Raw genomic sequence first — 23,045 nt, 5'->3', positions numbered from 1 at the left:
TAATGCACTGCACGAACGGGTGGAAAGCGCAGCGCCCTTTACAGCATCCCATCGGCAGGCTGCCTACCCGTCATCTTCGTTTCTACAGGCAGCGCTGTTGTGGGTTGTCCTTTTATCTACTATAAAGTTAGGCGCAGTTTTCTTAGCGCCGTATTAAAGGCAACCTAAGGTTGTGTTAATACTGATAATAAAGTACAAAGGCTGCCCGTTGGGCAGCCTTATATATACTTTGTACTGATGTCTTGAGACTATTTAACGTCCATAAGTTCTACGTCGAAAATAAGTGTAGCATCCGGAGGGATAACGCCACCTGCACCACGCGAACCGTAACCAAGGTAAGACGGTATTACAAAACGGGCTTTGTCACCTACCTGTAGCAGGGCAATACCTTCATCCCATCCTTCAATAACGTGGCCTTGTCCTAACGGGAACTCTATAGGCTGCTTGCGCTTGTATGATGAGTCGAACTCCATACCGTTTTCAAGGGCGCCTTTATAGTGTACCGATACTTTACGTCCGGCTTCGGCTTTTTTACCGTTACCTTTCTGGATTATTTGGTAACGAAGGCCGCTTTCAGTTTTTTCGAAACCGGCAGCCAGTTTTTCAAGGGCTTCCTCTGCCTGGCGTTTCTGCTCGGCAATACGCTTTTCGCGAGAGCCTTCAAACGTACGGAACGCCTCTATGGCATTCCATTTTTGTGCCTCCTCGCCTACGCGGATAATTTCAAGTTTCTCTATTTTATCGCCTTGCTGTATAGCATCTACTATATCCTGTCCGTCTACTACATTACCAAACACAGTGTGCTTGTTATCCAGCCATGGTGTAGCCACGTGGGTAATGAAGAACTGAGAACCGTTAGAGCCCGGACCGGCATTAGCCATACTCAGTACACCCGGCGCATCGTGTTTAAGGCTTGGGTGGAACTCATCGTCAAATTGGTAACCCGGGCCGCCTGTACCTTTACCCAGCGGGCATCCGCCCTGAATCATAAAGTCAGAAATCACACGGTGAAAAACAAGGCCGTCATAATATGGTTTGCCCATTGGCTTGGCATCATTATCAAGGTTACCCTCGGCAAGGCCCACAAAGTTGCCCACAGTTCCGGGAGTAAGGTCATAGGTAAGCTTCACAAGGATATCCCCTTTTGAAGTATGAAATTTTGCGTAAATTCCGTTTTCCATTATCTATCAAGTTTGTTTGAAAGTGCAAATTTACAAATTTATTTGCGGAGGTAACTCATAACAAAACAGTAAATTTGGCGAAAGCCAATGCAAATCCAAATGAAAAAAGAAGACAATTACATAGCCATTAACCAAAAAGCCTGGGATGCCAAAACGGAACACCACGCCGCATCCGACTTTTATGACCTGCCGGGTTTCCTGGCCGGGCGCAATAGCCTTAACCCAATAGAACTGGAACTGCTAGGCGATGTTAGCGGAAAAACCATACTGCACCTGCAATGCCATTTCGGGCAGGATACGCTTTCGCTTTCGCGGATGGGCGCTGTAGCTACAGGGGTCGATTTCTCCCCTGCGGCTATTGAAAAAGGTAAAGGGCTGGCTACGCAAATGGGGCTTAACACCCGCTTTATATGCTGTGATGTATACAGCCTGCCCGATGTACTGGACGAGCAGTTTGATATTGTATTCACTACCTACGGCACCATTGGCTGGCTGCCCGATGTAGATAAATGGGCTGCTGTGGTAGCCCGTTTCCTGAAGCCCGGCGGCAGGTTTGTATTTGCCGACTTCCACCCTGTGGTATGGATGATGGATAACGACTTTACCAAAGTAACCTACAACTACTTTAAGGACGAGGCTATTATAGAAGAAGAAACTGGTACCTACGCCGAAAAGGAAGCCGACCTGCGCAGCGAAACCATAAACTGGAACCACAGTATAGGAGAAGTGCTTGGGGCGCTCTTACATCATGGCCTGCGTATAGAAAAGTTTAATGAATATGATTATTCGCCATACAACTGCTTCAGCCACCTTGAGGAATTTGCGCCGGGTAAATACCGCGTAAAGCACCTGGGCAATAACATCCCTATGGTGTATTCAGTACTTGCTGTTAAGCCCTAACTAAAGTGCGATTTATTACCGTTAAACATTCCGTTCGCCCCATTGAAACGTTTCAGAAATATTCTTAATTTTGATACGCTAAAAATCACATTATGGAAAGCCTTTTTCACCCGGTAGGGAACCAACATATATTAGACCGCATAGATAAACTTACCCCTATAAAACTATCTGAATGGGGCGTAATGACCGTAAGCCAGATGCTGGAACACTGCCAGATGCCGCTGGAGGTAGTTTACGGCACCCGCGTAATTAAAGTAAACCCGCTGGTTAAATTCTTTTTCGGTAAAAGCGCCAAGAAACAGTTTACCAGCGTGCATCCTTTCGGTAAAGGCATGCCTACTGCGAAAGAGTTTAAAGTTACCCATGAACCACATTTCGAAACGGCAAAACAAAAGCTAAAGGAACTTGTATCACAGTTCAGCCGCGACGGCCATGAGGGTATAAAAGTTACCGAGCACCCACTGTTCGGGAAAATGACGTACGAGGAAATTGATACCGCACAGTGGAAACACCTGGACCACCATTTGAAGCAATTCGGGGTATAATGTAACAATTGGTTAATGTAGCAATGAATCAATGCTTTGATGTAACAATTAATGAAAGTGTATGCGTTGTGTTTTATGCACCGTCTTTAATTGTTACATTTGCACATTGAAAAATTGATACATTAAAAAATGCGCATCGACATCATTACTGTACTGCCTGAACTTTTACGCAGCCCTTTCGAGGCTTCTATCCTGAAACGTGCCATAGACAAAGGCCTGGTGGAAGTACACCTGCATAACCTGCGCGATTACAGCACCAACAAGCACAAAAATGTAGACGATTACCAGTTTGGCGGTGGTGCAGGTATGGTAATGATGATAGAACCCATAGACCTTTGCATCAGCAAACTGAAAGCCGAACGCGAGTATGACGAGGTGATTTATATGACCCCCGATGGCGAAACGCTGAACCAGGGCATGGCCAATAAGATGTCGCTTTTAAAGAACATCATCATCCTGTGTGGGCATTACAAGGGTGTAGACCAGCGCGTGCGCGACCAGTTTATTACCAAAGAAATATCTATAGGTGATTTTGTGCTTTCGGGTGGCGAACTTGCCGCTGCCGTGGTAGCCGACTCTATCATTCGCCTGATTCCGGGTGTTTTGAGCAATGAAACATCTGCCCTTACCGACAGCTTCCAGGACAACCTGCTGGCTCCGCCGGTATATACGCGCCCGGCTGAATATAAAGGCTGGAAAGTACCCGATATTCTACTGAGCGGCCACCAGGCTAACATAGACAAATGGCGCGAGGATATGGCGTACGAGCATACTAAAACACGCAGGCCGGATCTTTTAGAGTAGTTATTTTTGTTTAAAGTTTAAGGTTTAAAGTTGCTTACTCGGATAATCTATTCTCAAAGTCCAATCCGATCTGTCATTGCGAGGCACGAAGCACCCGAGGGTACAGCCCGAACTGACGGAGTAATCTTATCGTTGTAAAACTGGTAGCTTAGCTTCTTTATAAGATTGCTTCGTCGTTCCTCCTCGCAATGACGGAATGAGTGAAACTCAACCTGAAACCTTAAGTGAAATTAATCTACTTCCCCTTTTTCAAAATAAAGCCCTTTTTGGCCTGTTTTTACAGAGCGGACCACAAGCATATAATGGTCATAATTATGGTAGACAGAATCAATTACAGCTGTAGGCTTGCCATTTTTGAATATTGTATCGTTTTGTAGCTTTATACTTTTTCCGTTAAAATTTACCCAATCACCAAGTTCATGTGCTCCTTCGCCAAACTTCCACTGATGCGAAGCCACAATCTCTTCATTTGATTTCGCACACGAAAACAAGCAGCTTATAAAAAGTAAAAACAGAAGTTTTTTTTTCATAACTGTCATTTTACGCCAGAGTCAGCAACCTGAAACTTTAAACTTGAAACAAAATTAAATCGTAAACCTGCTCAGCGTTTCCACCACATACTGGTGCATCACCTCTTTATAATCCAGGTGGGTTACTATACGTAGTTTGCCCTGCCCCATAGAGCTGATAAAGATACTTTTTTGCTTTAGTTTTTCTATCACAGCCGTTTCGCTGAAACCTTCGCGAAGCGTAAAAATCAGGATATTCGTTTCCACAGGCTCCACTTTTGCCACCCACGGGAGTTGGCTCAGCAGTTGGCCCAGCTGTTTTGCACGGCGGTGGTCTTCCTCAAGGCGGCCTACGTTGTGCTGTAGCGCATACATACCCGCAGCAGCAAGGTAACCGGCCTGCCTCATACCGCCGCCCAATACCTTACGAATGCGCAGCGCACGGTTAATATCGGTTTTGCTGCCCACCAGTACCGAACCTACCGGAGCACCAAGCCCCTTGCTAAGGCATACCGATACCGTATCGAACAGTTCGCCAAACTGGCGTGGGTGCTGGCGCTTTGCCACAAGGGCATTCCACAGGCGGGCGCCGTCCAGATGGTATTTAAGGTTGTTTTGGGTACAAACCTCTTTAATATCGCGCAGGGTTTGCAGGTCGTAGCACGCCCCTCCCCCTTTGTTAGTCGTATTTTCTATGCAAACCAATGATGTAAGCGGGCTGTGGTAAAAGTCGGGTGGGTTCACGGCATCACGTACCTGCTGCGCCGTCACCATGCCGCGGTTACCGTCTATCAGCTTGCACGATACGCCGCTGTTAAAAGCAGCGCCGCCACCTTCGTAGTTGTATACATGTGCCCATTTATCGCAAATAAGCTCATCGCCTGGCTGGGTATGGAGTTTAATCGCGGTTTGGTTTGCCATGGTACCACTGGGAAAAAACAGCCCGGCTTCCTTACCGAAAAGCCCTGCTACTGTTTCCTCCAGTTCGTTTACCGAAGGGTCTTGTTTGTACACATCGTCGCCCACACGTGCCCGGAACATTTGTTGCAGCATTTCGTGGGATGGTTTGGTAACCGTATCGCTAATTAAATTAATTTCCATATTATGAAAAGTATCGCTTATTTTTGTAAGCAATTACAAAACTACATTTTTTATGACAAATACCGAACAAATTAAAGGTATTATGGAGCGCCTTGGAGCACTGAGGAGGTATCTTTGACATCGACAGGAAGTTAATAGAAATAACCAACGAAGAAGAAAAGACCTACGCCCCTGACTTTTGGAACAACGCCAAGCAGGCAGAGCTTATTGTGCGCAACCTGCGCAGTAAGAAAAAGTGGGTGGAAGACTATAACAAAGCCAACGAGTTAGCCGAAGAACTGCAAATAATGTACGACTTTTTTAAGGAAGGCGACGTTAGCGCAGAAGAACTGGAAAACCAATACAGCGACACCATAACCCACATAGAAAACCTGGAGTTTAAAAACATGCTATCAGATGAAGGCGACAGCATGAGTGCCGTACTGCAAATAACGGCCGGCGCCGGTGGTACCGAAAGCTGTGACTGGGCCAGCATGCTGATGCGTATGTACATTATGTGGGGCGAAAAGCACGGCTATAAAGTAAAGGAACTCAACTTCCAGGAGGGTGAGGTTGCCGGTATTAAGACCGTAACGCTTGAGTTTGAAGGCGATTACAGCTTTGGGTGGCTTAAGGGCGAAAACGGCGTACACAGGTTGGTACGCATCAGCCCGTTTGACAGTAATGCCAAGCGCCATACCTCGTTTGCATCGGTGTATGTATACCCGCTTGCCGACGATACCATAGAGATAGAAATAAGCCCTGCCGACATCAGTTGGGAAACCATGCGAAGCAGCGGTGCGGGCGGACAGAACGTTAACAAGGTGGAAACCGCTGTACGACTGCGCCACCACCCTACCGGGATTATCATTGAAAACTCGGAAACGCGTTCGCAGCTGGATAACAAGATTAAGGCCATGCAGCTCCTGAAATCGCAGCTTTATGAAATAGAGCTGAAGAAACGCCAGGCAATGCGCGACGAGATTGAGGCCAACAAAATGAAAATTGAGTGGGGTTCGCAGATACGAAACTATGTAATGCACCCGTACAAACTGGTTAAAGACGTACGCACGGCACACGAAACCAGCGACGTTGACGCTGTGATGAACGGCGAAATTGACCCGTTCCTTAAAGCCTACCTGATGATGATGGGGCAACAGGAAAGTGAGGAGTAATTTTTTATTTTCTATTTAATATTGACTATTTTCTATTTCGACCGGAACAAAGTGGAGTGGAGAAATCTCTGAATATTGGAAACCTGTAGCTGAAGAGTTGCAGGTTTTTTTTGTTAAATTTGACTACAAATAATTAAATTCACTCTCAAAATCAAAGGCTATTCACTATGGTTTCAAAAATAATGTCAGGTTTAAAAGATGCATGTCTTACATCTTTCTTTATGAAAAATGGAGATTTCACGGAAATCAAACCCGAATATCTACTAACTGTGCTTGTTGCGAAACAATTTTCGGATAGCGAAAATAAGTTTACTGTCAAATTAGAAGATTCTACAAAAAACTTTGCCAGTTCATGTATACCGCAGATAAATGAAAAATGGGAACCATCCGACAGACATAATGTTAAAAGAAATGGAAGAATAGATATTGCTGTTTATAGTAATTCTTTAACGAATAAATATTTAACGAATTTGCCCGCATTATTCCCCATTGAATTAAAAGGTATAAACCCAAGCAAGACACTTGTATTAGAAGACCTAATGAGGAATTATGAATATTTTCTAATTAACGATAAAAATACAGGAAAATCCCAAATACAAAATGCATATTTTGCTTGTATAGAAAAAGCAAACATTTTTCTACACAAAGAAGATAAAGAAAATTTCGAGCAGCTTATTGAAACAAAATATAGCGATTGGACAGAAAACTTTAAAAAACTATTGATTCACAATGAATTAAATTTAACAATCAAGGTTGACACAGTAATGGATCAATTATATCCAAAAGACACTCCTGTTGATTTATCTGAAGGAGGAACTGATTGGGATATCCTAAATGACTGGCACTTATATGTAGGCGTAGTTATAGAAATCTCAAAAGAAACTAGCTTACAAATCACTGATTAACACCTAAGAACTCAACAGCATCTTCTCTAAATTCGGTATCATATCATCTTCACTTAAAATCCTGTGGGTACTTACATTAGGGTATTTAAATAGTATATTATAGCTAATTTTATTAGCCAGTTCGTGGTTTTTATTATTGTCAGTATACACCACTTTCATGATTTCAAAAATGGTATCGTTTAATATGGCCTCATATTGATTTAGCATCGCCGTAGAGTCATTCTCACGATGCAACTTTATCATTTCGTCGGTCCTCTTTAATTTGTCGAGCAAATTAATCAGGTAATCTATTTCCTGCCTTTCCATATTATACTACTATTTCTAAGAAACCTTTTTTACTATTTGTTTTTAAATCTTTAGAGAAGTCCTGCAACCAGTGTGCATAATCACTTTTATAAAAGAAATTCTTTTTATGCCCTTCAGGATATACAACTACAATATATGCATCGATAGTATACTTGCTTTTTGACTGTGGATAAAAGAAATCTTTCAGGTCTTTTTCAAACTTCTCAAAAACATCATGTTGTACAAATGTTACAATATCAATATCATTTGGTTTTTCTTTCTTGGTTACAAAAGAACCGTCAACCCATATTTTAAGGTCTTCTCCCAAAACTTCTTTAAGCGAGCGAGCATAAATTGAAAAAAGTTCAAACAAACCTTTCCTGCTTTCGTTTACACTAAACATCGTTTCAAGTTCATTAATATCCGAAACAATATTTCCTTCAGGCCTTAAATATCCACGCGTGTCAAATTGCAACATCAAACATATTTTATCAAATTTACTAAAATTTATCCAGCTACAGACAGTACAGGACAGTTATGCCGCTTTAAATTTAAATACCAAATCCCTATCTTTGCCCTAAACACACTCCATGCCTTATTTTATTGAAGTGATACTGCCGCTGGCTGTGCCAAAAACCTTTACCTACTCGGTCAATGCGGCGGAGTACGCGTTTTTGCAGCCCGGTATGCGCGTAGCAGTGCCCTTTGGTAAGAGCAAAATATTTACAGGGCTGGTTAAGGCACTGCACCAAAACCCACCGTCTACCTACGAAGCCAAGGAAATCGACCAGATACTGGACGATGCCCCCATAGTCACCGTAAACCAACTGAAACACTGGGAGTGGATAGCCTCCTACTATATGTGTACCATTGGCGAGGTGTACCGTTCGGCACTGCCAAGCGGGCTGCTACTGGAAAGTGAAACCATAATTACCCCTACTAAAGACTTCCGCCCCGATGCAGGCCAACTCACCGACGACGAATACCTGATTTACGAAGCGCTGCAAAAGCAATCGGCTATAAAAGTACAGGAAGTGGCAGCGATACTCAACAAAAAAACGGTACTGCCCACCCTTAACCGCCTGCTCAGTAAAAACGTAGTGGTGCTACAGGAGGAAATCACTGAAAAGTACAAACCTAAGGTTATCCGTTACATCCGCCTGCAGGAGGAGTTTTTGCAGGAAGAACAGCTTAGCGAATTGCTGCAACTGCTCAGCCGTGCGCAAAAACAGCGCGAACTGGTATTGCATTACTTCCAGTTACAGGCGCGGGAACGCAAGCCCATTACCGTAAAAGCGCTTATAGAATCAGCAGGGAGTACGGCTGCAGTAGTAAAATCATTGGTAGACAAAAACATTTTTGAAGAATACTTTTTACAGGAAGACCGTGTAAGTTTTTCCGGAAGCGACGATGCAGGCTTTACCCTGAGCGACCGCCAGCAGTTGGCACTAAACAGCATTAAGGCAGGTTTCGAGCTGCTGCCTGTTACCCTGCTGCACGGCATTACCAGCAGCGGCAAGACCGAAGTCTACATAAAACTCATTGAAGAATACATCAATTCCGGTAAGCAGGTGCTGTACCTGTTGCCCGAAATAGCCCTTACTACGCAGTTGGTACACCGGCTGTCAGCGTATTTTGGCAATAAAGTAGCTGTATTCCACAGCAAGTATACCAATAACGAACGCATAGAAGTTTGGAACCAGGTCTTGCAGCAAAGCGAAAAAGCGCAGGTAGTTATCGGTGCGCGGTCAGCGTTGTTTTTACCGTTCCAGAACCTGGGCCTTATCGTAATTGACGAGGAACACGAGCAAACCTTTAAACAGCAAGACCCGGCACCACGCTATCATGCAAGGGATGCAGCTATAGTGTTGGCAAATTATTTCGGGGCTAAAACACTGCTGGGTTCGGCTACGCCAAGTATTGAAAGTTATACCAATGTGCAAAGCGGTAAGTATGCCTTTGCCGAACTGAAAGAACGTTTCGGGCGGGTGCTCCCCCCTGAAATTATTCTGGTCGACCTGAAGGACAAGTACAAACGCAAGCAAATGACGGGACACTTTAGCGATACCCTTACCGAGGCTATGGCCGAAACCATGGCGCTGGGCAAGCAGGTTATACTGTTCCAGAACCGCCGCGGCTACTCGCCATGGGTGGAGTGTATGAACTGTGGCCACGTGCCGCAATGCCCACAGTGCGACGTGAGCCTTACCTATTATAAGTACAAAAACCAGCTACGCTGCCACTACTGCGCCCATCATATAGCCATGCCCACGCACTGCCACCAGTGCCACAGCCTGGACATCAGTACCAAAGGTTTTGGCACTGAACAGATAGAGCAGGAACTGAAAACACTGTTCCCTAAAAAGAATGCCTGGCGCATGGACCAGGACACCACGCGCGGCAAGCACGGTTACGAAAAGATTATCGATGCGTTTAAAAACCACGAGATAGACATCCTTGTTGGCACGCAGATGCTGGCTAAGGGGCTGCATTTTGACAATGTGGGCCTTGTGGGCATACTGAATGCTGATAACATGCTCTTCCAGCCCGACTTCCGTGCCTTTGAACGCGCGTACCAAATGATGGTACAGGTTGCAGGCCGCGCCGGACGTAAAGACGACCGGGGTAAGGTGTATATACAAACCTACAATCCGCTGCATAATATTATTCAGCAGGTTACCGAAGGCGATTACGAAGGTATGTTTAAGGAGCAGCTGTACGAACGCAAAAACTTTAAATACCCGCCCTACTTCCGTATGGTACGCCTTATCTTAAAGCACAAAGACTACGAAGAGCTGAAAGAAGCCTCATTCTGGCTGTACAATGTTTTGAACCAAAACCTCAGCATCCCCATACTCGGCCCTGAAGAACCGGGCATCAGCCGCATACGTAACGAGTACATACGTACCATTATGGTAAAGATACCGCTGGGCACTGCACTGGGCAACACCAAAGGAAGCATACAAAAGATACTCTCCAGTATGGAAGCCGTACCACAGTACCGCGCCGTAAAAGTTACCGTAAATGTAGACCCGTACTAAGAGCCTGTTTAAAACAAAACGGGCCGCTTATAAAAGCAGCCCGAAGTGTATTTTGTTACTGTAGTTTGTTTTAGGAATGGTTTATTGCGGCCTGTTCAGCACGGCAACAAGCTCTTCTTTCTTGTTGCGGCTAAGCGGGATTTTTGTGTCGCCTATTTCGGCGAACTTGCTGTTGAAACGCTCCACTTTGTCCAGGTTAATAATATAGGACTTGTGCACCCGCATAAATTTGTCTGTGGGCAGCTCGCTTTCAAAAGCTTTCATGGTAGACAATACAAGGTGGGAGTCCTCTTCGGTGATTATTTTAATGTAATCGCCAAAGGCCTCTACCCATCGGATTTTTGAAATGTATACCTTAAAGTTCTTAAGGTTGCTCTTTACAAAGATAAATTCGCCTTCTTCCTCGCCCCCGTCCTTTTGCAGGAGCTTCATGTCTATTGCTTTTTGTACCGCTTTATAAAAGCGGTCTTTGGTTACCGGTTTATGCAGGTAATCGAGGGCTGCATAGTCAAAAGCCTTAAGGGCATAGTCTGACTTGGAAGACACAAAAATAATCTGTGGCCTTACCTTTAATCCGTCGAGCAGGTCGAAACCTGTTTGTACCGGCATTTCAATATCCAAAAAAAGCAGGTCTACATGCTTATGCAATATACAATTGCGCGTTTCAGAAGCATTAGAAAAATCACCTACTAACGTAAGGTTAGGATGCTCGTTTACAAGCTTGGCGATGGTAATCCTTTGTATTGTGCTATCATCAACAACAACACAGTTAAGTTTCATCTGTCAAATTATTTTTGAAGGTTTTAGTAATCAGTATTATGCTTTTTTTGATGGAATGCTTACAAATATAAAGAATTTTTTCGTTTTAGTTAACAGGGAAAAAACTAAAAAAGTAAAGTTGCACATTAAATAAAAAGGATTACCTTTGCAGCCAATTTTATAACAAAATTTATATAGTATTATGAATCACTATGAAACTGTTTTCATCTTGAATCCCGTTTTATCTGAAACCCAGGTAAAGGAAACAGTAAGTAAGTTTGAAGACTACCTTACTTCAAAGGGTGCCGAGTTTGTATCAAAAGAGGATTGGGGCCTTAAAAAACTGGCTTATGAAATCCAGAACAAAAAAAGCGGGTTTTACCACCTGTTTGAATTCAAAGCTCCTGCTGAGGCACTTATAGGCTTTGAAACTGAGTTCCGCCGTGACGAAAGGGTTATGCGTTTCCTAACCGTAGCACTAGACAAACACGCTATATCTTGGGCAGAAAGAAGAAGGGAAAAACTAAAAGCTAAAGCAAACTAATTATGTCAACAATAGAACAGTCAGCTAAAGGAAAAAAAGACGGAGATATCAGGTATCTTACGCCTTTGAACATAGAGACAAACAAGACTAAAAAGTATTGCCGTTTCAAGAAATCAGGTATCAAGTATGTAGATTACAAAGATGCAGATTTCCTACTTAAATTTGTAAACGAGCAAGGTAAAATCCTTCCTCGTCGCCTTACCGGTACTTCACTAAAATACCAAAGGAAAGTATCTGTAGCCGTTAAAAGGGCACGTCACCTAGCACTAATGCCATATGTGGCTGACTTACTAAAATAATAAAGAGGCAATATTATGGAACTTATACTTAAACAAGACGTACAAAACTTAGGTTTTAAAGATGATGTAGTTACAGTAAAGCCAGGATACGGCCGTAACTTCCTTATACCACAAGGATTTGCAACACTTGCAACTCCTTCAGCTAAAAAAGTTCTTGCTGAAAACCTTAAACAAAGGGCTTTCAAAGAGCAAAAGCTTGTAAATGATGCTAAAGCTACTGCTGAGGCTATCAAAGCTATCGAAATAAAAATTACTGCTAAAGCAGGTGGCGAAAAACTTTTCGGTTCTGTTACTAACGCAGATCTTGCTGAGATCCTTGCGGCTAACGGTCAGGCTATCGACAAAAAATTCATCACCAGCGGTATTGTTAAGCGTACAGGTAAGTACACTGCTTCAGTAAGGCTTCACCGCGAAGTTATTGTTGAGCTTCCGTACGAAATCGTTGCTGAGCAACCCGCTGCAGCTGCTAACTAATTAGCAAATGCGATATACTAAGCCTTCCCTCACCGGAAGGCTTTTTTATTTATGCATTTAGCCACTAATTTCACGAATTCGCACAAATTTATCCTTTAAATTACCGCTGCACGGTTAAGTAATTAGTGATAATTAGCGAAATTCGTGGCAAATTTTTACTGATGAAATACATCCGCCTTACAAAAGAACAGCTGGAAGAACTGCACCCGGAGTTCAGCCGTTTCCTGGCATCACAGCAAATAGACCGCAACGAGTGGGAAACCCTTAAAGCCGAAAAACCGGAAGTAGCCGAACAGGAGCTCGACGTGTTTAGCGACCTGATATGGGAAGCCGTTCTGGATAAAGCCCAGTGGCTGGAACACTATAGCCCGAACCATATATTTTTGTTTAAAATGGGCAAGGAGAGTATGGAAAGCATCATTATACATGCCCACACCCCTACTGCCGACCTTACCACCGAAAGCGGCCTGATATGGCTGAATGAAAATATTTTTCATGATGACGTAAAGGTTACCCGAGGTAAAAAGGACTTTGGTGAAGACCGCAATGCCGAAATTTTCAGCCTTATGGAACAGGGTGCCACACTAACCGATGGCCAACTGTATGCACAGTTTGAAGATATGTTTTAGCATTGGCTTAGCCACATAGCGAACAGCCAAAACACTACTGCAACCCCAATATTGTTAAACACCTACAAGGTCTTAGAAACCTTGCAGGAGAGTAGAACACCCAACATTGAGTCCGACACCTGCAAGGTTTTAAAAAACCTTGTAGGTTTAATAATTTATAAAAGGCTAAACTACAACCCCTTCATAGCTTCAGCAACCTTCTCAATAAAATACGGCGAGTCATTCCACCTGATTTTTTTATAGGCTTTGTTTTGCCTTATATTTTCAGGCAGGCAGTTCCATATAGCCTCACTCATTTTTTCCAATAGCAGCTTTCGCGTAAAGGTGTCTGCCACTACAAGGCTTATTTCGCGTACCGGCACCGGCTCTTCAAACGGCTTAAACATAGGCGATTCAGGCTCGTTCAGCACCGAAAGCTGTGGCACTAACGCAAATCCCAACCCTGCCCTCACCAGGTTTTTCAGCGTCTCTATAGAATTTATCTCGTACTTAAAACGGTCCTTACTGAAACCACCGTCTTTAATCCCACAAATATCCAGCAGCTGGGCATTGTAACAGTATTCGTGTTCTAACAGTAATAATTCCGGCCTGTCCTGCGGCTGCAGCTTATACTGTTTGGCCTCTGCCATAGGGTGCCCTTCATTCAGGTAGGCCACAAACGGCTCCTGGAAAACAGGATATTCCCTCAGCGTGGCATTACCGGTAGGCGTAGCCATAAGCGCTATGTCTATAGCACCGGTCTCCAGGTCGCCCATCAGTTGGCCCGTACTGCTTTCGCGGATAATAAATTGCATGTTCGGCACAATTACGCTCATCGCTTTTATAAACTGTGGCATAAGATACGGCGACAGCGTACTGATAACCCCAAGCGTTACCGTACCCTCCAGGTCGTTTTTCTTATTTACTACATAATCGCGTATGGCATCGGCTTCACGGAGTACCTTTCGGGCACGCAAAATAATCTCCTCACCTGCCGCTGTGGGCTTTAAAGGCACCTTTGTACGGTCGAAAATTTTAATTCCTATCTCTTCTTCAAGATTTTTTAGCTGTATGGTAAGCCCGGGCTGGGTCACCATGCTTTCTTCGGCAGCCCTTGCAAAATGGCGGTGTTCGTCGAGCGCTACTATATATCTCAGTTGTTGAATTGTCATGATTATAAAATTATTTTATAAAGGTAAAAAATTATTAATTTGTTTTATATATGCCTATTGAGATAAATTTGTCTTGTCAAAATGAAGGAACAACCTCCTGACAGAAAAGAACAAATTACTCAACATCACAAAAATTTAATACCATGAAAAAATTAGCAACACTGGCCTTAGCGATTTTAGGACTAACCGCAGCCACAGCACAAACCGACCCTTCACTTGCAGGTAGCTACAGCATTGAAAAAAACACCCGCGAGTTCCTTAAAGCAGTACACGGCGGCACCGGCCCACAACTTTATGAACTTTCTATACAGGATGCCCGTAACGTACTCATCAACGCTCAAACCGGCAACTACAAAAAACTGAACGCTGATATAGAAGAACGCACCATAACACAAGACGGCCGCACAGTATCTATACGTATAGTAAGGCCACAGGGCAGCAAAGAAAAGCTGCCGGTGCTAATGTACTTCCACGGTGGCGGATGGATACTGGGCAACGCCTTTACCCACGACCGACTGGTAAGGGAATTGGCAGTGGGCGCTAACGTAGCCGTAGTATTTGTAAACTACACCCCTACTCCCGAGGCACACTATCCTCAGTCTAACGAAGAAGCCTATGCTGCTACTAAATGGATAAAAGAAAACGGTGCCAAACTGAACCTGAATACTGATAAGCTTGCCGTAGGTGGCGACAGTGTTGGTGGCAACATGGCCATAGCAGTAACCCTTATGGCGAAAGACCGTAAAGGCCCTAAAATTGACTTCCAGCTACTGTTCTACCCTGTAACAGATGCTAACTTCAACACATCATCGTACCAGCAGTTTGCAAACGGGCACTTCCTTACCCTGAATGCCATGGTATGGTTTTGGGACCAGTATGCACCAAACAGGGCCGACCGTAACCAGATTACCGCATCGCCACTACGTGCTGAATTCGACCAGCTGAAAGGCCTGCCTGAAGCGCTTGTTATCACTGCTGAGAACGACGTACTACGTGATGAAGGCGAAGCTTATGCCAAAAAACTGAATGCTGCCGGTGTAAAAGTTACCGCTACACGCTACATAGGCACCATACACGACTTTGTAATGCTAAACCCTATTACAGATACCCCTGCACCACGCGCCGCTATAAAACAGGCTGTTGATGCACTGAAAGAAAAACTAAGGAACTAAGCACACACATCACTAAAAATAACAAAGGCTTAACAAGTTACAGCTTACAGATTAAATAACTTTACTGATTAAGCCCTATCTTTAAAAACAATAACAAATAAATAATCACTTTAAAATTATCACCATGAAATTCACAAGAACAGCAAGCACAAACTGGAAAGGCACAGGTATGGAAGGCGCAGGAAGCGTTACAACTCAAAGCACCGTACTGAACAACACACAGCTTTCATTTAAAACCCGTTTTGCCGACGGTATAGGTACAAACCCTGAAGAACTGATAGCCGCTGCACATTCCGGTTGCTTTACCATGCAGCTAAGCTTCCTTATCTCAGAAAAAGGCTTTACCCCTGAAGACCTTACTACTGAGGCTCAGGTTACTTTTGAGGACGGTACTATTACCAAAATCCACCTGAAACTTGAAGCTAACGTTCCGGGTATGACAGAGCAGGACTTCCAGGAAACTGCTGCCAAGGCAAAAGAAATTTGCCCGGTATCTAAAGTGCTTAATGCCGAAAAAACACTATCGGCTACACTGGTAGGTTAATTACAACGCCCTCCGCATACAAACAAAAACCCCGCAATTGCGGGGTTTGTTATTTTAAGGCATCATTTAGTTTAATTTCTACCACTACGGTATCGCCGTATACTGAATGTACAAAAGCATACACTTTTTTCTTCCTGAGCAAATCGTGTTCTACAGGGCCGGTATATTCGCCCAGCAATACATCCATGCCGGCAGCATCTTTTACCCATACCTGTATTATATTGACTTCTTCGGCGCGGTGAAGGCGCAGCGCAAGCCCTGTGTATAACCCTAAAGATTTAATTTTTTCTTCGGGCACTGTAAGCGTCTGGGTTACTAAAATAGCATCTGCCTTCATACGTGCCATTTGGCTTAAGATAAATGCCACTACAGAAACAATGAGAAGTATAACAGACAGCATACCGCTTAATAAGTAAGTGTTACTTTTACGTTATTACCGTCAATAGTAGCTATATAGCCCCGTGCAGTGTTGCTCTTTACTCTTTCAGAAAGTTCGCGGTCTTCTATAATACCTATCTGCTCATAGCGGTCAGAGATACCTTTGGCCTTTACTATAACCTCAAATGTGTCAGGGTTGGGTATAAGGGCTAAAAGTTCGCCGGGCTTAAGCTGTAATTTTTCCATAAGGCTGCTGTCTACCTCAAGTGCAGAGCTTATATTAAATTCTTTAGCTGGTTTATTGCTGCTTTTATAAACCTGTCGTATTACAAAGAAGAGGACTATAAGCCCTACCCTTATCACTAATCGGTATTCGCCTGACATAAAGTATTATAATTGGTTAGGTTGCAATGATACTTATTAATTTTCAGATATACTTAATACACAATCGCTTATTTCCCTTTACAGCAAAAAAATTCCACCTTAAAGAAAACTACGAATAGCTGTAGCCAATGGTTATAGCATTACCCGAAATATCAGACACCTTGCCACGGGCACGTTTCTGTTGTACCTTTTTATACAATTCTATATCGTTTAGCGAACCAATGGTCTGGTAGTTACCGGCTGCATTCTTTGCCTTTACAAATACCTCACCCGATGCAGCGCTTTCCTGGAAAACAAGAGCATCGCCTTTTACAAGGGTAAGCCCGGCAAGCACCTCTTCATTTATATTGGCCAGCAGTGCATCGGCAGTGTTATCCGACTCCGTAAAAACCACTTTACCCGGCGTGCTGTAAATTTTATTCACTAAAAAAACAAGGGCAGCTATCCCCATCAATACTGCAACTATATTCATAACAAAATCAATTTTAAACTGCAATATTAGGCTATAAAACAGTACTTGCGCCATTATGCATTAAATTTCTCCGATTTTTAACAAGACCAGCTATTTTATAATTATTTTTCAATAAAGTATTTTTTTAAGCCAAACAAATCATTAAATTCGCAATACAAACAACATAAAAGTAAAGACATTTAAAACCATGGATAAAAAAGTTGTAATAGTATCGGCGGTACGTACGCCTATCGGCAGTTTCCTTGGCGGGCTTTCTACCCTTACGGCTCCGCAGCTTGGCGCGGCAGCAATAAAAGGTGCCCTTGAAAAAATAAACCTTGACCCCACACTGGTAGACGAAGTGCTTATGGGCAATGTGGTGCAGGCCGGTGTAGGCCAGGCCCCGGCCAGGCAGGCATCGAGGTTAGCCGGGCTACCGGACAGCGTTATAGCCACCACGGTAAACAAGGTGTGCGCCAGCGGCATGAAAGCCGTAACCCAGGCAGCACAGGCCATAATGCTGGGCGATGCAGAAATTGTAGTAGCCGGCGGTATGGAAAGCATGAGCCAGATTCCGCATTACGTACACATGAGGAACGGTTACAAGTTTGGCCCTGCCACTATGGTAGACGGCCTGCAGAAAGACGGCCTTACCGATGCTTATGACAACAACGCCATGGGGGTTTGCGCCGACCTGTGCGCTACCGAATATAAAATAACCCGCGAAGAGCAGGATGAATTTGCCATCAACTCATACAAGCGCTCTGCCGCCGCATGGGATGCGGGTAAGTTTGACAATGAAGTAGTACCGGTTGCTGTACCGCAGCGCCGTGGCGAACCAATCATTGTAAGCAAGGACGAAGAATATACTAATGTGAAGCTGGACAAAATTCCGTCGCTAAACGCTGTGTTTACCAAAGATGGTACCGTTACTGCTGCCAACGCCTCTACCATAAACGACGGTGCTGCTGCACTTGTACTTATGAGCGAGGAAAAAGCGAACAGCCTTGGCCTGAAACCGCTTGCCTACATAAAAAGCTATGCCGATGCCGAGCAGGAGCCAAAGTGGTTTACCACTGCTCCTGCCAAAGCATTGCCTAAGGCGCTTGAGAAAGCAGGCATTACCAAAGATGATATAGATTTCTTTGAATTTAACGAAGCCTTCTCGGTAGTTGGCCTTGCCAATGCAAAAATCCTTGGCCTTGATGGCAATAAAATAAATGTAAACGGTGGTGCTGTATCACTGGGGCATCCGCTGGGTGCATCGGGTGCGCGTATACTGGTAACACTTATTAATGTGTTGGAACAAAACAATGCCAAAACCGGTGCAGCTGCTATTTGTAACGGCGGTGGCGGCGCTTCGGCAGTTGTTATAGAACGCCTGTAATTTTCTATGTTCTATTGATTATTTTTTATTGGCTGATTGTAATGGCAAATTTTTTATTTAATTTATTTTTACCAACAATCAGCCAATGAAAAATATCAAATCAATTCCATATTAACAACACTTTCAAAAGGTTCAATAGTTTTTTCATTATTAACTACATTCGGCATTATATTATGTTGAGCATTATAATAATCTAATACCGAATTTATACTGTTAATATCTTGACGATTGTAACAATCAATTAAGACAGCTTTATCTTCATCGCTTATAAATATCAAATTGGGAATTTTAATTTTTTTAAGCACTTGAGATTGAAACCGTGGGGTACCACCATTCATTCTAACACCTATTTTACTCATTTGATTACGAACAAAATCAGACATCAAAACTGCTGCTAAAATAATCAAATGCTCTTTACTATCCGATATTATATAATATAAATTATGATGCGGATAATAATCCCCATCATCAATAAAAAGCATTTTATTCCCCGTTAAATCAGGTAGTAATAATTTTGGGACATGCTGTAATTCAGGTCTGATTTTATCTATAGTTTTATACCATTTATCAGGTGATTTTCGTGCAGTATAACGTTCTAAAAGGGCTTCTTTATTTTTGATAAAGTATTCTTTTAAATTTGGATATTTTTCTAAATCGCAAAGTTCTTCATCTTCATAAGGATTTATTATAAAATTCTCCCCCCAATTAAAGCTATTGTTTTTTAAATCATCCGATTTAAGTATAGGAATTAGCCTATCACTTTCAATATCTTTTATTTCCGTTATATGTCTAATAAATATTTTATCCGCCCCTGTTGCTACTCCAATACCTATTTTAAATCCCTGTTCTACAATACCTAGTAATGCTTTATGATTTATGTCATAACTTAAAAAAAGATTTTGCCATGATGAACATTTGGGCATTTTCACCTTGTTAAACAATATGTTATTAAATTCTATATTTTTTGAATTGTCCTCACAATAAAGTGTTGTTCCTGTATTAAAGCTATTTGAAATTGTCGTTATACAAGGGTAAGCAATAACTGCCTCATCGAAAGGTGAAGACTTTTCAATATTGAATAGTTTTTTTAAATTATATTCCGTTGAAATAAGTTCTCTCAATGCATCACCATATTGATTATTTAGCCATCTGTTCGGGGAAATAAAACATAATTCTCCATTTCGTTTCAAAAGCCTAAGTGACTTTTCGAAGAATGCAATATATAAATCTGCTCTGTACTTGAAAGTTTTGTAAAATTTTTTATAATACTTTTTACATTCCTTCGAGATTAATTCATTGCGTATATATGGTGGATTTCCAACAATACAATCAAATTTTTCATCGAATGCCATGAAGAGAAAATCATTGTTAACACAAAGCTTCTCACCAAGGCTCGATGTCTCGTTTGTTATTCTTTTTATTGTTTCATTAATAGAAGTTTTAAGAACAGTATATGCCTCAAAATCCTTTTCAACAAAACATACATTTCTAATCAGGGCTTCTCTAAAGGAAAAATTAAACCTAACAGACGAACGAAAAAGCCTTTTAACAATTTCCTGAGCAAAAGCTCCTTTACCAGATGCAGGCTCAAGAATTGATATTAAACTTAAATCAATTGAAGATACATAACCGACTTCATCTAAGATAAATTGTATAACATTCTTATCAGTATATACTTCCCCATAATTTCTTCCATTTTTCCTTTTCATAATTTATCTTTTAAACTCACGTAGTTGGCCGATAAGGTGTCCTATAAAAGAACTTAAAAAAGCCTCAATTGAAATACTATCTTCAATATTTCCAAATTTATGATCGTTAGTTACCCAAATAAGACAACATTGAGAATAGAGCCTCTCCAACATTAATTTTTTGCAAAAAAGCTTATACCTATCTAAATATGATGTATTTTTAAACTCTTCGAAAACTTTGTAATATGGTTCGGATATTCTAACAATAGATGTAGACTTTATTGTTTTTTCTACAACTATTAAATAACCTAACCAAGGTGCAGATTGTTCCGGAAATACTTTTTCTCTGAAAGCTGTCCACAAATCTGTTGCACTTCCTATAGCTTCTTCGGTCCTGTTATTAAAATTATTTCCAAAAGACCCAACTTGAGATTTTAACTCAATAACTGCAACAAGTTTTTTCGTTGGTGTTATAATAAGCATATCCCAATCCTTTGTAGGCCTGAAATAGCCTGGCAATTGATTTCCTTTAATGAATATGCAATCTTCAGGTATACCTATGTCTTTTGCTACAATGAACAATAACTTTAAAAATCCATCAAGCTGTTTACCTCCGGTAACCGAACTTCTGTTGCCGGTATCTTTAATTTCTTTCTCACTTTGAGAATCCTTTTGACTATTACGGGTTTCCCAAAACACTTTAATAGCATCTTTTAAAAGTGAGTCATATTTTTTCAAATCCATTTTTTATCGTCTCAATATAGCAAATTTAGCTTTTATTTCTTTGCATAAATACTCACAACGAATTAGAAGTATTAACAATATTAAGAAACACTCGAATTATATTAGCTCGAATTTGCCATGGATGAAAATTTACTTCCGGTTAATATCTGCATTGATTTATATAGAGAAGCTTCCGAATTAACTGCTATATTTGTAGCAACGCGAAAAACCGCAACGGCAAACCTATCAGGCAGCGATCAATAAAAAATAGACAATAAAAAATAGAACATTAAATGTTTGGTATTTGTAACCTTGCTATTGTACCCTTAAGGCTGGAACCCAGCGACCGCAGTGAGCTAACCTCGCAGGTATTGTTTGGCGAACATTTCAAAATACTGGAACAAACCGAAAAATGGAGCCGCATAGAACTTGGTTATGACGGTTATAACGGCTGGATAGACAACAAACAATTCCTTACTATAAGTGAGGGCGCCTATAACCGCCTGCAGGAAACCGAACCGGTAATGAATGGCGACCTTATAGAATACCTTGCCTCTGCAAACAACCAGCTGCTGCCCGTACCCATGGGTGTAGCCCTTACCGCACTTGATGATGCAAGCCTTAACCCTGAGCAATTTGTATTTGACGGATTGCGCGTATCAGGCGTTAAAGGCAAAAGCCAGATACTGGATACCGCTTACATGTACCTTAATGCACCTTACCTTTGGGGAGGCAAAACACCATTCGGCATAGACTGTTCAGGCATGGTGCAAATGGTATATAAGCTGAATGGCTATAAGCTGCTGCGCGATGCCAGCCAACAGGCCACACAGGGTGAAGCCCTGAGCTTTATCGAAGAAAGCGAACCGGGCGACCTTGCCTTTTTTGACAATGAAGAAGGCCGCATTATCCACGTGGGTATTATTATGGAAGACAACTACATTATCCACGCTCACGGCAAGGTGCGTATAGACCGCCTGGACCACTTAGGCATTTACAACGTAGATACCAAACGCCACAGCCACAAGCTACGGGTAATAAAAAAGATAATATAAGCAGTGCCAAAAGCGCTGCTTTTTTTCTGCACGGTTTTTGCAGCCTGTTTATCAAAACCTTGTGCTATGAAAAAAATGCTTTATATACTGTTCCTGCTTGGCGGGTTATTCACCGCTTGTTCGTCAGACGACAGCAACAATAACCTTCCCACAGATGACACCTCTGCCGCCAAAGAATATACCAACCTGGCTTATGGCAATGACCCCGAACAAATAATGGACGTGTACCTGCCCGCCGGGCGTACCGAAAACACCAAAGTAATTGTAATGATACACGGCGGCGGCTGGATAGAAGGCGATAAGGCAGACTTTACCGGTTTTGTGCAATTGCTTAAAACTGCATTCCCTGATTGTGCCATTGTCAACATCAATTACCGCCTGGCAACTGAGGGAAGCCCGGCATTCCCGAAACAGACCGATGATATAAAAAAGGTATTTGACTACCTGGAAAACCGCAGCGGTTATGTTATAGACGATGAATATGCCCTGATAGGCGCCAGTGCAGGTGCCCACCTGGCCATGCTGCACGGCTATAATTACGACACCCAGCACAAAGTAAAAGCGATTTGCGATATTGTAGGGCCGGCAGATTTTACAGACCCCATGTATACATCGCACCCCATTTACAGTTTTGCAGCTTATTACCTGTTAGGCACCTACACCCCTACCCAAAGCATGATAACCGAAGTAAACCCGGTATCGCACATTACGGCGCAATCCCCTCCAACAATCAGCTTCTATGGCGGTATGGATGAGTTGGTTCCCGCCACACAAGGCCCTATACTACACGAAGCGCTGGACAATGCCGGGGTGGCAAACGAGTTTAACTTTTACCCTGACGGCGGACATGGCGACTGGGACGATGCTACATACAGCGAGCTGTTTACCAAGGTTACGGCCTTTTTCCAGACGCATTTGGAATAATTTTTCAAAAGGTGACCCAACCTTTTACCACGGAAAGTTATCCTTAATAATAAAGGAC

General features: G+C 42.6%; 27 protein-coding genes. 15 read left to right on the top strand and 12 right to left on the bottom strand.

The window, feature by feature from the left end; genetic code table 11:
- Positions 1 to 248 precede the first annotated feature (248 nt).
- Complete coding sequence (locus tag ACZIX4_RS16895) at positions 249 to 1,181, bottom strand: peptidylprolyl isomerase (RefSeq protein WP_463336821.1); 933 nt, start codon at positions 1,179 to 1,181, stop codon at positions 249 to 251.
- Positions 1,182 to 1,280: 99 nt separating this feature from the next.
- Here ACZIX4_RS16895 and ACZIX4_RS16890 point away from each other — a divergent pair, with 99 nt between their 5' ends.
- The 3 genes from ACZIX4_RS16890 to trmD all read left to right on the top strand — a co-directional run bounded on the left by ACZIX4_RS16890 (position 1,281) and on the right by trmD (position 3,430).
- Positions 1,281 to 2,081: a class I SAM-dependent methyltransferase gene (locus ACZIX4_RS16890; protein WP_463336820.1), complete on the top strand. Its 801-nt coding sequence runs from the start codon at positions 1,281 to 1,283 to the stop codon at positions 2,079 to 2,081.
- Positions 2,082 to 2,173: 92 nt separating this feature from the next.
- Positions 2,174 to 2,626 carry a DUF1569 domain-containing protein gene (locus ACZIX4_RS16885; RefSeq protein ID WP_463336819.1) on the top strand — a complete coding sequence of 151 codons (453 nt, stop codon included), beginning with the start codon at positions 2,174 to 2,176 and terminating at the stop codon, positions 2,624 to 2,626.
- A gap of 129 nt (positions 2,627 to 2,755) precedes the next feature.
- The gene (gene trmD, locus ACZIX4_RS16880; protein ID WP_463336818.1) at positions 2,756 to 3,430 is read left to right on the top strand and encodes a tRNA (guanosine(37)-N1)-methyltransferase TrmD; all 675 of its coding nucleotides are present in this window, start codon (positions 2,756 to 2,758) and stop codon (positions 3,428 to 3,430) included.
- Between the two features lie 230 nt (positions 3,431 to 3,660).
- On the opposite strand, the gene ACZIX4_RS16875 is transcribed toward trmD, so the two are convergent.
- Together ACZIX4_RS16875 and ACZIX4_RS16870 are read right to left on the bottom strand one after the other, a co-directional pair.
- A complete protein-coding gene (locus ACZIX4_RS16875; protein WP_463336817.1) occupies positions 3,661 to 3,960 on the bottom strand; it encodes a hypothetical protein in 300 nt (99 codons plus the stop codon).
- Between the two features lie 54 nt (positions 3,961 to 4,014).
- Positions 4,015 to 5,040, bottom strand: a complete 1,026-nt coding sequence (locus ACZIX4_RS16870; protein WP_463336816.1) for a threonine aldolase family protein — start codon at positions 5,038 to 5,040, stop codon at positions 4,015 to 4,017.
- Positions 5,041 to 5,092: 52 nt separating this feature from the next.
- Here ACZIX4_RS16870 and prfB point away from each other — a divergent pair.
- A protein-coding gene (gene prfB, locus ACZIX4_RS16865; RefSeq protein ID WP_463336815.1) for a peptide chain release factor 2 occupies positions 5,093 to 6,194 on the top strand; the annotation gives its coding sequence in 2 pieces (ribosomal slippage) (positions 5,093 to 5,155 and positions 5,157 to 6,194; 1,101 coding nt in all).
- Between the two features lie 221 nt (positions 6,195 to 6,415).
- Entirely contained in the window at positions 6,416 to 7,099 is a 684-nt protein-coding gene (locus ACZIX4_RS16860) for a hypothetical protein (protein ID WP_463336814.1), read from the top strand.
- Between the two features lie 3 nt (positions 7,100 to 7,102).
- On the opposite strand, the gene ACZIX4_RS16855 is transcribed toward ACZIX4_RS16860, so the two are convergent.
- Positions 7,103 to 7,405, bottom strand: a complete 303-nt coding sequence (locus ACZIX4_RS16855) for a hypothetical protein (protein ID WP_463336813.1) — start codon at positions 7,403 to 7,405, stop codon at positions 7,103 to 7,105.
- A gap of 1 nt (position 7,406) precedes the next feature.
- Complete coding sequence (locus tag ACZIX4_RS16850) at positions 7,407 to 7,862, bottom strand: DUF6932 family protein (RefSeq protein WP_463336812.1); 456 nt, start codon at positions 7,860 to 7,862, stop codon at positions 7,407 to 7,409.
- Between the two features lie 112 nt (positions 7,863 to 7,974).
- Here ACZIX4_RS16850 and priA point away from each other — a divergent pair, with 112 nt between their 5' ends.
- The gene (priA, locus tag ACZIX4_RS16845; RefSeq protein ID WP_463336811.1) at positions 7,975 to 10,425 is read left to right on the top strand and encodes a replication restart helicase PriA; all 2,451 of its coding nucleotides are present in this window, start codon (positions 7,975 to 7,977) and stop codon (positions 10,423 to 10,425) included.
- A gap of 81 nt (positions 10,426 to 10,506) precedes the next feature.
- On the opposite strand, the gene ACZIX4_RS16840 is transcribed toward priA, so the two are convergent.
- Complete coding sequence (locus ACZIX4_RS16840) at positions 10,507 to 11,205, bottom strand: LytR/AlgR family response regulator transcription factor (protein ID WP_463336810.1); 699 nt, start codon at positions 11,203 to 11,205, stop codon at positions 10,507 to 10,509.
- A 181-nt stretch (positions 11,206 to 11,386) separates the two neighbouring features.
- Here ACZIX4_RS16840 and rpsF point away from each other — a divergent pair, with 181 nt between their 5' ends.
- From rpsF to ACZIX4_RS16820, 4 genes are all read left to right on the top strand, one after another.
- Positions 11,387 to 11,728, top strand: coding sequence for a 30S ribosomal protein S6 (gene rpsF, locus ACZIX4_RS16835; RefSeq protein ID WP_322624723.1), 342 nt, complete (start codon positions 11,387 to 11,389; stop codon positions 11,726 to 11,728).
- Positions 11,729 to 11,730: 2 nt separating this feature from the next.
- Entirely contained in the window at positions 11,731 to 12,027 is a 297-nt protein-coding gene (rpsR, locus tag ACZIX4_RS16830) for a 30S ribosomal protein S18 (RefSeq protein WP_322624722.1), read from the top strand.
- A gap of 15 nt (positions 12,028 to 12,042) precedes the next feature.
- Positions 12,043 to 12,501: a 50S ribosomal protein L9 gene (gene rplI / locus ACZIX4_RS16825; RefSeq protein WP_463336809.1), complete on the top strand. Its 459-nt coding sequence runs from the start codon at positions 12,043 to 12,045 to the stop codon at positions 12,499 to 12,501.
- Between the two features lie 161 nt (positions 12,502 to 12,662).
- The gene (locus tag ACZIX4_RS16820) at positions 12,663 to 13,130 is read left to right on the top strand and encodes a DUF6495 family protein (RefSeq protein ID WP_463336808.1); all 468 of its coding nucleotides are present in this window, start codon (positions 12,663 to 12,665) and stop codon (positions 13,128 to 13,130) included.
- A 170-nt stretch (positions 13,131 to 13,300) separates the two neighbouring features.
- Here the strand turns inward: ACZIX4_RS16820 and ACZIX4_RS16815 are convergent, their stop codons facing one another.
- Positions 13,301 to 14,281, bottom strand: a complete 981-nt coding sequence (locus tag ACZIX4_RS16815; RefSeq protein WP_463336807.1) for a hydrogen peroxide-inducible genes activator — start codon at positions 14,279 to 14,281, stop codon at positions 13,301 to 13,303.
- A gap of 143 nt (positions 14,282 to 14,424) precedes the next feature.
- On the opposite strand from ACZIX4_RS16815, the gene ACZIX4_RS16810 reads away from it, so the two are divergent.
- Entirely contained in the window at positions 14,425 to 15,453 is a 1,029-nt protein-coding gene (locus ACZIX4_RS16810; protein ID WP_463336806.1) for an alpha/beta hydrolase, read from the top strand.
- A gap of 124 nt (positions 15,454 to 15,577) precedes the next feature.
- Positions 15,578 to 15,997: an OsmC family protein gene (locus tag ACZIX4_RS16805; protein WP_411406972.1), complete on the top strand. Its 420-nt coding sequence runs from the start codon at positions 15,578 to 15,580 to the stop codon at positions 15,995 to 15,997.
- Positions 15,998 to 16,046: 49 nt separating this feature from the next.
- On the opposite strand, the gene ACZIX4_RS16800 is transcribed toward ACZIX4_RS16805, so the two are convergent.
- From ACZIX4_RS16800 to ACZIX4_RS16790, 3 genes are all read right to left on the bottom strand, one after another.
- On the bottom strand, positions 16,047 to 16,343 hold the full coding sequence (locus ACZIX4_RS16800; RefSeq protein ID WP_463336805.1) for a hypothetical protein: 297 nt from the start codon (positions 16,341 to 16,343) through the stop codon (positions 16,047 to 16,049).
- A 59-nt stretch (positions 16,344 to 16,402) separates the two neighbouring features.
- Entirely contained in the window at positions 16,403 to 16,759 is a 357-nt protein-coding gene (locus tag ACZIX4_RS16795) for a hypothetical protein (RefSeq protein ID WP_463336804.1), read from the bottom strand.
- 109 nt (positions 16,760 to 16,868) lie between these two features.
- Positions 16,869 to 17,231, bottom strand: a complete 363-nt coding sequence (locus tag ACZIX4_RS16790) for a hypothetical protein (protein ID WP_463336803.1) — start codon at positions 17,229 to 17,231, stop codon at positions 16,869 to 16,871.
- A gap of 187 nt (positions 17,232 to 17,418) precedes the next feature.
- Between ACZIX4_RS16790 and ACZIX4_RS16785 the strand changes: the two genes are divergently transcribed.
- Positions 17,419 to 18,597 carry an acetyl-CoA C-acyltransferase gene (locus ACZIX4_RS16785; RefSeq protein WP_463336802.1) on the top strand — a complete coding sequence of 393 codons (1,179 nt, stop codon included), beginning with the start codon at positions 17,419 to 17,421 and terminating at the stop codon, positions 18,595 to 18,597.
- 95 nt (positions 18,598 to 18,692) lie between these two features.
- On the opposite strand, the gene ACZIX4_RS16780 is transcribed toward ACZIX4_RS16785, so the two are convergent.
- Together ACZIX4_RS16780 and ACZIX4_RS16775 are read right to left on the bottom strand one after the other, a co-directional pair.
- On the bottom strand, positions 18,693 to 20,306 hold the full coding sequence (locus ACZIX4_RS16780) for an Eco57I restriction-modification methylase domain-containing protein (RefSeq protein WP_463336801.1): 1,614 nt from the start codon (positions 20,304 to 20,306) through the stop codon (positions 18,693 to 18,695).
- A gap of 3 nt (positions 20,307 to 20,309) precedes the next feature.
- Positions 20,310 to 21,029, bottom strand: coding sequence for a PaeR7I family type II restriction endonuclease (locus ACZIX4_RS16775; RefSeq protein WP_463336800.1), 720 nt, complete (start codon positions 21,027 to 21,029; stop codon positions 20,310 to 20,312).
- Positions 21,030 to 21,301: 272 nt separating this feature from the next.
- On the opposite strand from ACZIX4_RS16775, the gene ACZIX4_RS16770 reads away from it, so the two are divergent.
- Both ACZIX4_RS16770 and ACZIX4_RS16765 read left to right on the top strand, forming a co-directional pair.
- Positions 21,302 to 22,063: a C40 family peptidase gene (locus ACZIX4_RS16770; RefSeq protein ID WP_463336799.1), complete on the top strand. Its 762-nt coding sequence runs from the start codon at positions 21,302 to 21,304 to the stop codon at positions 22,061 to 22,063.
- A gap of 3 nt (positions 22,064 to 22,066) precedes the next feature.
- Complete coding sequence (locus ACZIX4_RS16765) at positions 22,067 to 22,987, top strand: alpha/beta hydrolase fold domain-containing protein (protein ID WP_463336798.1); 921 nt, start codon at positions 22,067 to 22,069, stop codon at positions 22,985 to 22,987.
- Positions 22,988 to 23,045 lie beyond the last annotated feature (58 nt).

This window comes from Flavobacterium niveum, assembly GCF_055231775.1.
The sequence above is the reverse complement of the archived record's forward strand: the minus strand, read 5'-3'. Positions and strand labels throughout refer to the sequence as shown.

Excerpts from the sequence above, each read along its gene's own strand:
- ACZIX4_RS16895 (WP_463336821.1), bottom strand. The coding sequence starts at position 1,181 with ATGGAAAACGGAATTTACGCAAAATTTCATACTTCAAAAGGGGATATC.
- ACZIX4_RS16890 (WP_463336820.1), top strand. The coding sequence starts at position 1,281 with ATGAAAAAAGAAGACAATTACATAGCCATTAACCAAAAAGCCTGGGAT.
- ACZIX4_RS16885 (WP_463336819.1), top strand. The coding sequence starts at position 2,174 with ATGGAAAGCCTTTTTCACCCGGTAGGGAACCAACATATATTAGACCGC.
- trmD (WP_463336818.1), top strand. The coding sequence starts at position 2,756 with ATGCGCATCGACATCATTACTGTACTGCCTGAACTTTTACGCAGCCCT.
- ACZIX4_RS16875 (WP_463336817.1), bottom strand. The coding sequence starts at position 3,960 with ATGAAAAAAAAACTTCTGTTTTTACTTTTTATAAGCTGCTTGTTTTCG.
- ACZIX4_RS16870 (WP_463336816.1), bottom strand. The coding sequence starts at position 5,040 with ATGGAAATTAATTTAATTAGCGATACGGTTACCAAACCATCCCACGAA.
- ACZIX4_RS16860 (WP_463336814.1), top strand. The coding sequence starts at position 6,416 with ATGAAAAATGGAGATTTCACGGAAATCAAACCCGAATATCTACTAACT.
- ACZIX4_RS16855 (WP_463336813.1), bottom strand. The coding sequence starts at position 7,405 with ATGGAAAGGCAGGAAATAGATTACCTGATTAATTTGCTCGACAAATTA.
- ACZIX4_RS16850 (WP_463336812.1), bottom strand. The coding sequence starts at position 7,862 with ATGTTGCAATTTGACACGCGTGGATATTTAAGGCCTGAAGGAAATATT.
- priA (WP_463336811.1), top strand. The coding sequence starts at position 7,975 with ATGCCTTATTTTATTGAAGTGATACTGCCGCTGGCTGTGCCAAAAACC.
- ACZIX4_RS16840 (WP_463336810.1), bottom strand. The coding sequence starts at position 11,205 with ATGAAACTTAACTGTGTTGTTGTTGATGATAGCACAATACAAAGGATT.
- rpsF (WP_322624723.1), top strand. The coding sequence starts at position 11,387 with ATGAATCACTATGAAACTGTTTTCATCTTGAATCCCGTTTTATCTGAA.
- rpsR (WP_322624722.1), top strand. The coding sequence starts at position 11,731 with ATGTCAACAATAGAACAGTCAGCTAAAGGAAAAAAAGACGGAGATATC.
- rplI (WP_463336809.1), top strand. The coding sequence starts at position 12,043 with ATGGAACTTATACTTAAACAAGACGTACAAAACTTAGGTTTTAAAGAT.
- ACZIX4_RS16820 (WP_463336808.1), top strand. The coding sequence starts at position 12,663 with ATGAAATACATCCGCCTTACAAAAGAACAGCTGGAAGAACTGCACCCG.
- ACZIX4_RS16815 (WP_463336807.1), bottom strand. The coding sequence starts at position 14,281 with ATGACAATTCAACAACTGAGATATATAGTAGCGCTCGACGAACACCGC.
- ACZIX4_RS16810 (WP_463336806.1), top strand. The coding sequence starts at position 14,425 with ATGAAAAAATTAGCAACACTGGCCTTAGCGATTTTAGGACTAACCGCA.
- ACZIX4_RS16805 (WP_411406972.1), top strand. The coding sequence starts at position 15,578 with ATGAAATTCACAAGAACAGCAAGCACAAACTGGAAAGGCACAGGTATG.
- ACZIX4_RS16800 (WP_463336805.1), bottom strand. The coding sequence starts at position 16,343 with ATGGCACGTATGAAGGCAGATGCTATTTTAGTAACCCAGACGCTTACA.
- ACZIX4_RS16795 (WP_463336804.1), bottom strand. The coding sequence starts at position 16,759 with ATGTCAGGCGAATACCGATTAGTGATAAGGGTAGGGCTTATAGTCCTC.
- ACZIX4_RS16790 (WP_463336803.1), bottom strand. The coding sequence starts at position 17,231 with ATGAATATAGTTGCAGTATTGATGGGGATAGCTGCCCTTGTTTTTTTA.
- ACZIX4_RS16785 (WP_463336802.1), top strand. The coding sequence starts at position 17,419 with ATGGATAAAAAAGTTGTAATAGTATCGGCGGTACGTACGCCTATCGGC.
- ACZIX4_RS16780 (WP_463336801.1), bottom strand. The coding sequence starts at position 20,306 with ATGAAAAGGAAAAATGGAAGAAATTATGGGGAAGTATATACTGATAAG.
- ACZIX4_RS16775 (WP_463336800.1), bottom strand. The coding sequence starts at position 21,029 with ATGGATTTGAAAAAATATGACTCACTTTTAAAAGATGCTATTAAAGTG.
- ACZIX4_RS16770 (WP_463336799.1), top strand. The coding sequence starts at position 21,302 with ATGTTTGGTATTTGTAACCTTGCTATTGTACCCTTAAGGCTGGAACCC.